Annotated in this window: 9 protein-coding genes and 1 other RNA gene; 7 read left to right on the top strand and 3 right to left on the bottom strand. The window is 58.2% G+C overall.

Going from position 1 to position 9,419, the window contains the following annotated elements; translation table 11 throughout:
* Positions 1-13 precede the first annotated feature (13 nt).
* Positions 14-1,582 (top strand): MobA/MobL family protein, encoded by a 1,569-nt coding sequence (locus GIW57_RS06955; RefSeq protein WP_236509634.1) that lies wholly within the window; start codon positions 14-16, stop codon positions 1,580-1,582.
* 457 nt (positions 1,583-2,039) lie between these two features.
* Here the strand turns inward: GIW57_RS06955 and GIW57_RS06950 are convergent, their stop codons facing one another.
* Positions 2,040-2,480: a hypothetical protein gene (locus GIW57_RS06950; RefSeq protein WP_236509632.1), complete on the bottom strand. Its 441-nt coding sequence runs from the start codon at positions 2,478-2,480 to the stop codon at positions 2,040-2,042.
* Positions 2,481-2,780: 300 nt separating this feature from the next.
* Positions 2,781-3,173, bottom strand: a transfer-messenger RNA (tmRNA) gene (gene ssrA, locus GIW57_RS06945).
* A gap of 286 nt (positions 3,174-3,459) precedes the next feature.
* Between ssrA and GIW57_RS06940 the strand changes: the two genes are divergently transcribed.
* Positions 3,460-4,101: a hypothetical protein gene (locus GIW57_RS06940; RefSeq protein WP_229295571.1), complete on the top strand. Its 642-nt coding sequence runs from the start codon at positions 3,460-3,462 to the stop codon at positions 4,099-4,101.
* Positions 4,091-5,227, top strand: coding sequence for an XRE family transcriptional regulator (locus GIW57_RS06935; protein ID WP_236509630.1), 1,137 nt, complete (start codon positions 4,091-4,093; stop codon positions 5,225-5,227). Before GIW57_RS06940 ends, GIW57_RS06935 begins: the two co-directional genes overlap by 11 nt.
* Positions 5,228-5,283: 56 nt before the next feature.
* On the opposite strand, the gene GIW57_RS06930 is transcribed toward GIW57_RS06935, so the two are convergent.
* Complete coding sequence (locus GIW57_RS06930) at positions 5,284-5,673, bottom strand: tyrosine-type recombinase/integrase (protein ID WP_236509629.1); 390 nt, start codon at positions 5,671-5,673, stop codon at positions 5,284-5,286.
* Positions 5,674-5,728: 55 nt separating this feature from the next.
* On the opposite strand from GIW57_RS06930, the gene GIW57_RS06925 reads away from it, so the two are divergent.
* The 4 genes from GIW57_RS06925 to GIW57_RS06910 all read left to right on the top strand — a co-directional run bounded on the left by GIW57_RS06925 (position 5,729) and on the right by GIW57_RS06910 (position 9,296).
* Positions 5,729-6,784, top strand: coding sequence for a PLxRFG domain-containing protein (locus tag GIW57_RS06925; protein WP_236509627.1), 1,056 nt, complete (start codon positions 5,729-5,731; stop codon positions 6,782-6,784).
* A 99-nt stretch (positions 6,785-6,883) separates the two neighbouring features.
* Positions 6,884-7,237, top strand: a complete 354-nt coding sequence (locus GIW57_RS06920) for a hypothetical protein (protein WP_236509625.1) — start codon at positions 6,884-6,886, stop codon at positions 7,235-7,237.
* A gap of 978 nt (positions 7,238-8,215) precedes the next feature.
* Positions 8,216-8,986, top strand: coding sequence for a hypothetical protein (locus tag GIW57_RS06915; protein ID WP_236509623.1), 771 nt, complete (start codon positions 8,216-8,218; stop codon positions 8,984-8,986).
* Positions 8,987-9,047: 61 nt separating this feature from the next.
* On the top strand, positions 9,048-9,296 hold the full coding sequence (locus GIW57_RS06910; RefSeq protein WP_236509617.1) for a hypothetical protein: 249 nt from the start codon (positions 9,048-9,050) through the stop codon (positions 9,294-9,296).
* Positions 9,297-9,419 lie beyond the last annotated feature (123 nt).

The raw sequence follows: 9,419 nt of genomic DNA, 5'->3' as shown, positions 1-9,419 counted from the left end.
ACAAGGAGCATCAATGGCCATCTATCACACAAGAGTAAAGACCTTCAGCCGTGCCCAAGGGCACGCATCCACCGCCGCCGCTGCCTACAGGGCGGGGCTGCTCATCATCGATGACCGCACCGGTCTACGGCACGACTACCGAAGGCGAGGGGGCGTTGTCGAAACCCGGTGTCTGGCGCCGGATGAAGCGCCTGACTGGGCTTTCGATCCTCGGCAGCTCTGGCCCGCAGCCGAGGCCTCAGAGCGCCGAAAAGACGCTACCGTTGCCCGCGAGTTCGAGGTGGCGCTGCCACACGAACTGAGCAAAGAGCAGCGTTCCGATCTGGCGGCTGAGATTTCGCGCTGCTTGGTCCAGCGTTACAGGTTCGCTGTCCAATCCAGCATCCATGAGCCGCAGACCGCTGACGGGCTCAACTATCACGTCCACATCCTAGCCACGACCAGGCGTATGGACGCAGAGGGACTGAAGGACAAGACCAGGGAGCTGGATGGTGGCCCCTCAGGTCGAGGGGAGGTCGAATGGATCCGCGCAATGGTGGGGGAAGCCATCAATGCTCACTTAGCCGCTGCCGGTGTCTCGGCCCGTGTCGATCACCGCAGCTTGAAAGAGCAGGCGGCTGAGGCCGTAGAGCAAGGGGATGAGCTCACAGGGGTGGAGCTTTCTCGCGCTCCTGGGATTCACATGGGCAAAGATGCGACCGCAATGCATCGCCGAGGCATGGATACAGATCTGAAGCAGGGCAATGACGGGATTGCAGAGGCTAACAATGCTGCTTGGGATCGCGCCGTGGCCCAGATGGCAGAAGAGGGCAGGTTGATGGACCCCGCGTCCGATCAGGCAGTGCCGGTTGGCTCGCGCCAGGTTCCACTGGGCCCCGCCATGGGACCAGTGCTGTCTTCCGACGTGGTGAGCCCTGTGGTTGAAGCGGTGGAGGGAGGCCTGCCAGTTGAAGCGGTTGCCGATGACCGGGAACAGCAACCGCACGCCATCGCATCAAGGCAGGCCCTGCAGGAAGTGTTGGGGGTGTGGGCGGAGGCGTGGATAGAGGCGCTGCGAGATAGGCTCAAATTCACGGGCAGGTTGTTGCGCAGCATCACGGCTTTGATATCGGCTCACGGAACATTGCCCAGACTACGCGTTGATCTAGAGGAGCTACTCGCGCGACTGAAGAAGTTGAAGCGGGATGCTCTTCGCTTCAGGCGTAGGCTGAAAGCTGAAGATCGTGCCCAGCACGTATTGGCCCAAGCAGAATTTGCCTTGGAGAACTTCGAAAGCCAGAACCCGCGTCCAGGGCTCCTGAATCGCTCAGACTGGTCGCGGCGTCGGGCGCGCCGTGTCAGAGCTTTTGAGTTGGGACGCGAGGAGTATCAACGCGCTCACGAAGCCACTGGCCCCAAGGCTCAGGAAGACTACAGCCGTCGAACAGGCGAGTCGTTGTCGCAGCTGGAGAACTGGAGTGAAGTGTTGCTTCGGAGATATCCGGTGGAGGATGCGCCCACTGACGCTCCTGCAGCCCCCATTCCAGCTGACCCTTTGCTCCTAATGAATCCAGTCAAAGAGCCCGGAGCGCGGTTGCACTGATAGACAAGCGAAGGCCCCGGCGAACCGGGGCTTTGGCCCACCTCTGGTTTCGCAAACTCAGTGGTAGGTAGGTCCGCGAGTGGGCTTGGATGCCGCGCCACGGCGCTCTGAGATCATGTCGCTCAGCTGCACCTGATCGCGCTCTACTAGGCTCTCCCTGACTCTCACTGTAGGTTTCAGGGTGTGGTCGTCAGCAGGAGGCTTCGGGTGCATGCATCGGTTGATCAATTCGTCGGCGATTTCGAGGGCATGGATGATGTCCTCGATCCGCTCCTGCGTGTCTCGGGTCCGGTCTTGGGCAATCAACGGGCACAGCACTCGACTAGCGATAGCCAGCTTTCTTTCTAACTGCATATGAAGCTCCTAACATGGGGGAGCTTTCATAAAACCATCATTTGCGTTGATCGCAAGGCTTTGACCCCGATCCTAGGCCGCTTCCGCCAGTTGATGGCGTTGCCTAATCATTGTCGCCGCGATCCACCGGGCGCTGCGACGCCTTCGATGGCTTCCTCACGCGACTTGCTGGCGTCTTGGAGTGCGCGCTTTTGGCGAGAGCGACTGCTTTTCGTTCACGTGCAGCCGCATTGACTGCCCTCCGCTTCGCTCTCAGTTGCGCTTGCCTGAGAGACTGCGCTGCCTCTCCCGGCTGATAGACCGGCAGACCTTCGGGAACGGGGAGAAGCGCTACCGCGTCTGCGCGCGATTGGAGCGTGGGCACAACCGAGAGTTCAGGCAACGCCAAGCCTCTGATCGTTTCCAGAAGTGCTTGAGCATCTTCTCGCCCATTGACGTTCAGACCGGTGAGCTTAGTCCCATTTGGCAGCTGGATGTTTCCGGTCCACTGGTTGATGGAGCCGCTGACGACTTTCAGCAGGTCCTCTCTATCCTTGTCATCCATGCGGCTACCCCTCCAGCGCTCGAATGCTTCGGAGAGTGCCACAGCCATGCGGGCCGCGACGAGGCGGGCAAGGTCAACAGCAGACGGAGGAAGGCGGCGGACCAAGAAGCGTGAGCCGATAGCCTCGCGCAGGTCTACAGGAACAAGAAAGCGGACATGAAGTCCGCTAGGTCGGCGTAGAAGATAGGGCTTAGGCAAGGGGCGATACCTCAAAAGATCCTTTTGGAAAGATCGTTTTTCGGTATCGCGCCCTGCCAAAACCCAACAGAATCAGCAAGATACAGCTGAACTGCTTACAGATGGTGGAGGTGGGCGGAATTGAACCGCCGTCCGAAGGCACTCCATCCCCAGCACTACATGCTTAGCTCACCGTTGAATCTCATCCCCGAGCAGCACGGTGTGCAAAGCGCACCCGGGAACCAGCCTGTTGTGTTCTTGTGCCGGACTGACAGGCAGCCGCCCAGCGCGATTCCATGATAATGACTCTACGCTGCGAGCATGGACACAAGCAGTTTCGAGGCTCCGCCTAAGTCGGCAGAAGGTCACGCACCGCAGTTTTTAGGCTGCGAGGGCGACCGGAGCGTAGTTGTCGTCGTTGGCAACTAGAGTTTTGCAGCTGGATTTACGAGGAAAGCTACCCCCTCGGCATGCGCCAGGCGACTTCACAACCCCCGTCGAAACCAATGCACCCCCGGTTTCTTCAAGTATTGCAAGGCTTCTGGGGTCAATGCTGGCAAAAAGCTGGCACTGAAAGCTGGCACTGACCCTGCCTAACGACGCGAATACTACGGCAATCTTCCTGAACAGTCACGGGCCAAGATGGACGCATTCAGTTTTCAATCGCGGTTCCGAGGCCTTCCATAGCCTATGGCAGAAGGTTCGCAGAACGTTCTTGTTGACAAAGTCTGGTCTTTAGTGGAAATTTGCGGACACTAGGAGTGTCAACCAGTCCCTTCCAAACCAGAGGTTTTGTCAACTAATGGATACTGTTCAGATTCTGGAGCACTGTGGCGTTACCGAGCGTCACTGTGAAGCGCTAGGGCAAGCGGTCCCTGAAGCCTATGCGGCTCTGGCTAAATTGGCTGCCTCCACTCCGATGCTCGGCGGCTTTGTTCAAGGTCGAAGAGGTCTTAGCTATTTGAGAGACATCTCAGTCCAGCACGCATTGGAGGCGAAGGCAGCGGAGACGAGGCTCTTCTTCACCTCTACTGCGTGGAATCGGCACCGCAACTACTGCTTCTTGCAGCTCCAAGTTGGGCAGACCATCTTCACCACCCATTACGCAGGTGCCAACGGGAGCCGAGCGGTCCGCAAGGCCGCATCGCGTGCCGAGCTTGTGATGCGCACGCCTGATCTGTTCGCGGCTACCGGGGAAGAGCCCGACATGAGTCTTGTGGAGAAGAGTGCCTACGTGCAACTTGTGCACGCAGGCGTGACCAAGCCAAAATTCGTGTTGCTGCAGATCCCGAACCGTGATCAGCATGCATCGAGACTGGCGCCTCTGATTTTGGATATGCAGTCCCCTCTGAAGGGAGCTGTTGAAGAGGTGCAAGATAGGCTGAATGAGGCATTTAAGCGCAAGGCCGTAGAGCGCGCAGAGCAGGGTAATCGTGCAAGCTAAGTTTGAACCACGGCGTCTGAAGCAGGCCCGCGCGCTGCGTCGCATGACGCTGGCTGATCTGGGCGCGCGCACGGATGTGACGCGCCAGGGATTGAGCCAGTTTGAGAACGGGGATCGCGTGCCCGCGCCTGAGACGTTGCTGCGAATCGCCGCAGAATTGGATTTCCCAATCGAGTTCTTCTGGAGGGGTGTGGGGCCAGTCGAGCGCAGCCCGCGCTCCTTGGTTCACTATCGTTCACTTCGCCGGACGCGTGACACAATCCTGGATAAGCAACGTGCAGCTGCGGTCTTGGATATGGCAGCTGCGGTTATGGATGCGATGCAAGAGCATGTGGATTACGCTGACGCAGACATTCCGAAGATCTCGCCCGATGTCGACCCGTTATCGCTGAGCGGCGATGAGGTTGAAGAGGTTGCTAATGCGGTCCGCAAAGAGCTTGGCTTGGGATTGGGGCCAATCTCCGATGTAACGCTGTTGGTGGAGAACCGCTCGATACCTGTGATGCATTTTCCATTGCCTGACGGAATGGATGGACTGTCGGCATACTATGGTAGGAGGCCTTTCATCGTAGTTTCATCCGACGCGACGCGGGATCGCTCGCGCTTGAACGTGGCGCATGAATTTGGTCACCTGGTTCTCCATGAGTCGATCTCTGTCGAAGGTGAGCTCGACATCGAGACGTTCCGGTTGGTTGAAGATCAGGCTTGGCGGTTTGCGGGTGCCTTGATGCTGCCGGCTGAGTCGTTCCTAAAGGATGTCTATAGCACCTCTTTGGATGCACTCCTGTTGTTGAAGAAGAGGTGGGGGGTCTCCGTCGCCGCAATCATTAAAAGGCTGCAGGTACTCGGGATTCTTAACCAAGATCAGGTTAAGTATCTGAACATTCAGAAGCGCCAGAGGAACTGGAGTCGCGCAGAGCCGGGCGACGATGCTCAGAGGGAATCCTCGCGGCTGTTCCGTCGTGCTGCTGACTACTTGTCAGCTGAGGCGGGTATCCCGCTCCATCAGTTCGCTGCAGAAGCTCGGCTTCCTCTGCCAATCCTGGCAAGTGCTTTGGAAACGACTCCTGCGGAGTTGATTCCTCCGCGGATGGAAAATGTGGTGCAATTCCGGCCTAAGGGTTAATCGGCTCCGCCTAGACTAGATCGGAAGAATGCCGCTGGGGGCTAGCTCTTTACCTCTCACACTGGATTGGCTGCTGCAGAAGCGGCCAACCATACTTCGGCAGTCTTAGCACCAGCATCAGGGACCATGGAGGGGATCCAGCGCCCGTACTTCTTGGCTGTGATCGTCCAGTCTCGGTGACCCATCTGCCGCGCCACCCACATCACGTTCTCACCGGCGCTGAGCGCCTGGGAGGCGAAGGTGTGTCGCATCTGATACGGGTACCGGTACCGGACGCCGGCCTTGCGCAGCGCGCGCTGCCATTCGCCGGCGCGGATGCTCTGATCTGACCCCCACCGCGCGCTCGTCCTGGGATCGTGGAAGACGAACTCGCAGGCGGTGGCGGTGTGGGCCCGCTGTGCCTTCAGGGCGTCGATCGCCGGCAGCAGCAGCTGCACCTCGCGCACGCCGGACTCGGTCTACCGCCTGGCGCGCGCGGATGGCAAGTCGTTCGACGAGGCGGTGAAGTTTGCCCGCGACGCGATCTTCGACACGCACTTCGACTACAGCAACGCCAACCGCGCCCGCTTCATGCAGAGCGGCACCGCCAAGGTGCTGCTGATGTTCCGGCAGTACAGCCTGAGCATGACCTGGGCGCTCGGGCGGATGGTGTGGCAGGCCACCAAGGGCCAGGACCCCGAAGTGCGCCAGGTGGCACGTCGCAACTTGACCGGCCTGCTGGGCATGAGCGCACTGTTCTCCGGCGCCATGGGCCTGCCTATGATGGGCATGATCATGGGGGCGCTTAATGGTATCCAGGCCACCTTCGGGGATGACGACGAACCGTGGGACGCAGAGACCGAGCTGCGGGCTTTCCTCACCGGCATGCTGGGGCAGGGCGGGGCGGATCTACTGCTGCACGGGCCGGCCGACAAGCTGACCGGCGCGAACATTTCCGGCCGAGTTGGACTGGACAGCCTGTGGATCCGCGACGCCGATCGCGAGCTCGACGGCCGCGGCATGTTCAACAACCTGCTCGAGCAGGCCGCGGGGCCGATGGGTGGTGTCCTGAAGAACGTGCTGGTCGGCAAGCAGCAGGTCGACGAGGGTCACATCATGCGCGGCGTCGAGACCATGCTGCCCAAGGGACTCAAGGACATGATCAAGGCCGGCCGCTACGCCACCCAGGGCGTGAACACCCTGCGCGGCGATCCCGTCGTGGCCGATCTGTCGCCCTGGGAGATCCTGCTGCAGGCCAACGGCTTCGCGCCGGAAAAGGTGTCCAGGCAGTACGAGACGACCCGCGCGCTGAAGAACTACGAGCAGCACATCCTCGATCGTCGCAAGTCCCTGGTGAATGCCTTCGCCATGGCGCTGCGCAATGGTGGGGCGGGGGACAGGGCATCCGTGTTGGCCAAGATCCGCGACTTCAACAAGGTCAATCCGGAACTGGCGATCACTTCGAGCGGGCTGCAGCAGTCCATCAAGAACCGTGCCCGCTACAGCGCCAGGGCCGAGGCCGGCATCATCCTCAATCCGAAATTGGCCGCTCGCCTGAACAAAGCCGTCACGGAGTAACTGCTGCAACTTTCTGACCTGATCGGATCTGCTTGGATGAAAGCAGTGTGAAGACGCCGGCGATGGTGCCGGCGCTACCGATACAGGGGTCAGTAACCGATGGACAAGAAGGACTTGCGGGTGGTGGCCATTGGAGAAGGAAAGCAGGAGAACGGCCAGCCCATGGACAGTGGTGCTGGTTTTCTTTCCCCTGCAACAGGCTTGGAGGTGGGGCCCAAGGCATCCAGGGGGCGGCACTCCCGCCGCCAGACACTGGAGAAGGGCATGGAAGATGAGCGCCATAGGGCTCAGGTGGTCTCGATGGAGGCCTTCAAGGCAGGCCGGGCAGGGCGGGTCCCCGCGGAGGTGCTGGAGATGTATGACGAGCTGACCCGCGACCAGCACGCGCTGGTGCGGACCTCGACCTTGCTTCTGGCAGCTCTGCGGAGGCGATTGGGCCTGCCGGACCTGTAAGGTTCACGGGGCCGCCGCGGCGGCCCTTCAGCGGCCGAGGACACTCACGGCGCGACAAGGCCGGCGTACTGCCCATGATCACTGGAGGGATGAACGTCGTCACGGGACGAAAGCACACGGGGCAGGGGCGTCGCGCCAATCATGTGTTGACGCGGCCACTTAGGACTGTTAAGAAATAAACGTCGCGAGTAAAGAGGGCAAAGTAGCAAGGGGTGCGAGGAAGGTTCTTAGAGTTGTTGACAAAGACCTACTAAAGCAAGGAATGCACATGAAAGGCAAAATTGTATTGCTGGCATTGACGATGAGTGCGGTGTTTTTCTCAGCCTACTCCCAGACTGTCACTCTGCCGCCGGTTAAGGTTACTGCGCCAAAAGTAGGAGGGGGGCAGTTTAGCTGTCTCGGAACCGCATGTGCCGGCGCAGTTAATCAGGAGGCATTCGCAGCCCATCAGCGGTTTCTAGAAGAGCACGCGCGATATCCGGATGAGCCGCCAGAACTCGATCAGGGTCGAGTCTGCAGGGCGATGCGCGCAAGTCGCCCTTCAAACTGTGATTATGGATCCCCACCATCTGTTCCTGGATTTAGTCCCGGATGGAGCCCAAATGGGTGTGGAACGGGGCCTCGTGCAAATTGGTTTCTGGATAGCGCTCTTTCTCAGTCTAATTCGTCAACCTATTCGGGAGATCTAAATGCCCCGTTTGCAGGCGTGAGCTTTCTCGCTGCATGTAATAGCCATGATGCCTGTTGGGGCAGTGCGATGCATCGAGGCACCTGTGATATTCAATTCCGAGGAGCGATGGAATCCGCTTGCTCAGGGCAGTCAAATCCCGACTCTTACAATGTTTGCATGGGGTATGCCGGGATGTACCACGGCGCCGTTTCGACTACGAATGGGTCAAACGAAGCGTATGCAAAGGCGGTTAGTGAGAATTCCTGTGCTGCCTGGGTTCATGACATGAAAGCCAATGGATGTGCACCATGAGTACTAAATTTGGCGCGAAATTTGCGATTTTTTCCGCAATATCGGCAAGTCTATTGATTGCTTGTGGACAGCCTCCAGAACAGGTGGTTGGTAAGGCTGAGTCGCGTTCCAGTGATTCTGCATTTGGATCTAAAAAAGCAACTGAGGGGGGCGGGTACTCCACGTTCAAGTGGGATGGTGATGGCTCTTCATTATCTTTCGAGCAGCGTAAATATCTGGCCGATCTTTCGATTCGATATAATGGGATTTTTGCGGGCCTAGACGGAAAGCCCGAAAGTGAGGTCGATGCGTTGGGTTTTCCAACCTCCAAAGAATGGCTGGATGCGAAAGATCTCACCGACGATGAGCTTCTAAATAGGGCTAAGCAGGGGGATGTTAAGGCGAAGGCGTTTTATGTTGATAGGGGGCTGGTTAAGCTTGAGAGCCTGTTGTCATCTTCTGGAGCTGAAAATATTACTGAGGTATTTCAGGCTTCGCCCGCTGCTCGTGATGAATATCAGAAGTTGGCGATTGATACGCAAGTTGCCGCTGCCGAGATTCTTAAATTTCATCCCAGTCCATTTGCCGCATACTTGTTCGGGCAGACTAGCGCCGTGACTGGTGGGATGCAGTTCCCTATTGCTGCCTCAATAGCAGTTGCCGGTGACTTGGGCGACACGAGGTCACCAGAATTGCTTCAGGCCTTTTCGAATAAGGTTGGGGCAATGGATTCAAGTGCCGTAATGAGTAGCTACAACAATATGCGGAATATTGCGGGCTTGAAGTGAGGGGCGTATGAAAATATTCGTGATAGTGGCTATATTTTATTTGACAGTCTTGATTATGTCGATGCCCGCCCTTGTCCGCTCTCGGCAGGGTTGGGAGTATCGTGCCAGCGTCGCGGCGTTGCTGCTTTTGTCTATCGCTCCGGTTTTTGCGGCTTTTTTTGCTGTGAATAGCGCGCCTTACTTTAATTTATATATTCCTATTGCAGTTCTGGCTGGCTTGCTCTATGTGGCAAGCTTCTTGTCGTCGGTGGTATCTATTTTCCTGTATTTCAATCGGGCTCGCGGCTCTGTTTATTGGCCGGAGAAGTAATGCCATCGCAGGCGCGAGAGTTCACCGATCGGAGGCCGGTAGCCACTGTTGCGGCCAGAGCCCGCCAACCAGGTTTGGTTGGTGGGCTTCCTATTGATCCGACGGCCCATTGCCAGGTGATCA

It is taken from the genome of Stenotrophomonas sp. PA-6-5C (genome assembly GCF_021605635.1).
Classification (GTDB): Bacteria; Pseudomonadota; Gammaproteobacteria; order Xanthomonadales; family Xanthomonadaceae; genus Stenotrophomonas; species Stenotrophomonas lactitubi.
This window is presented reverse-complemented; position numbering and strand designations above follow the sequence as displayed.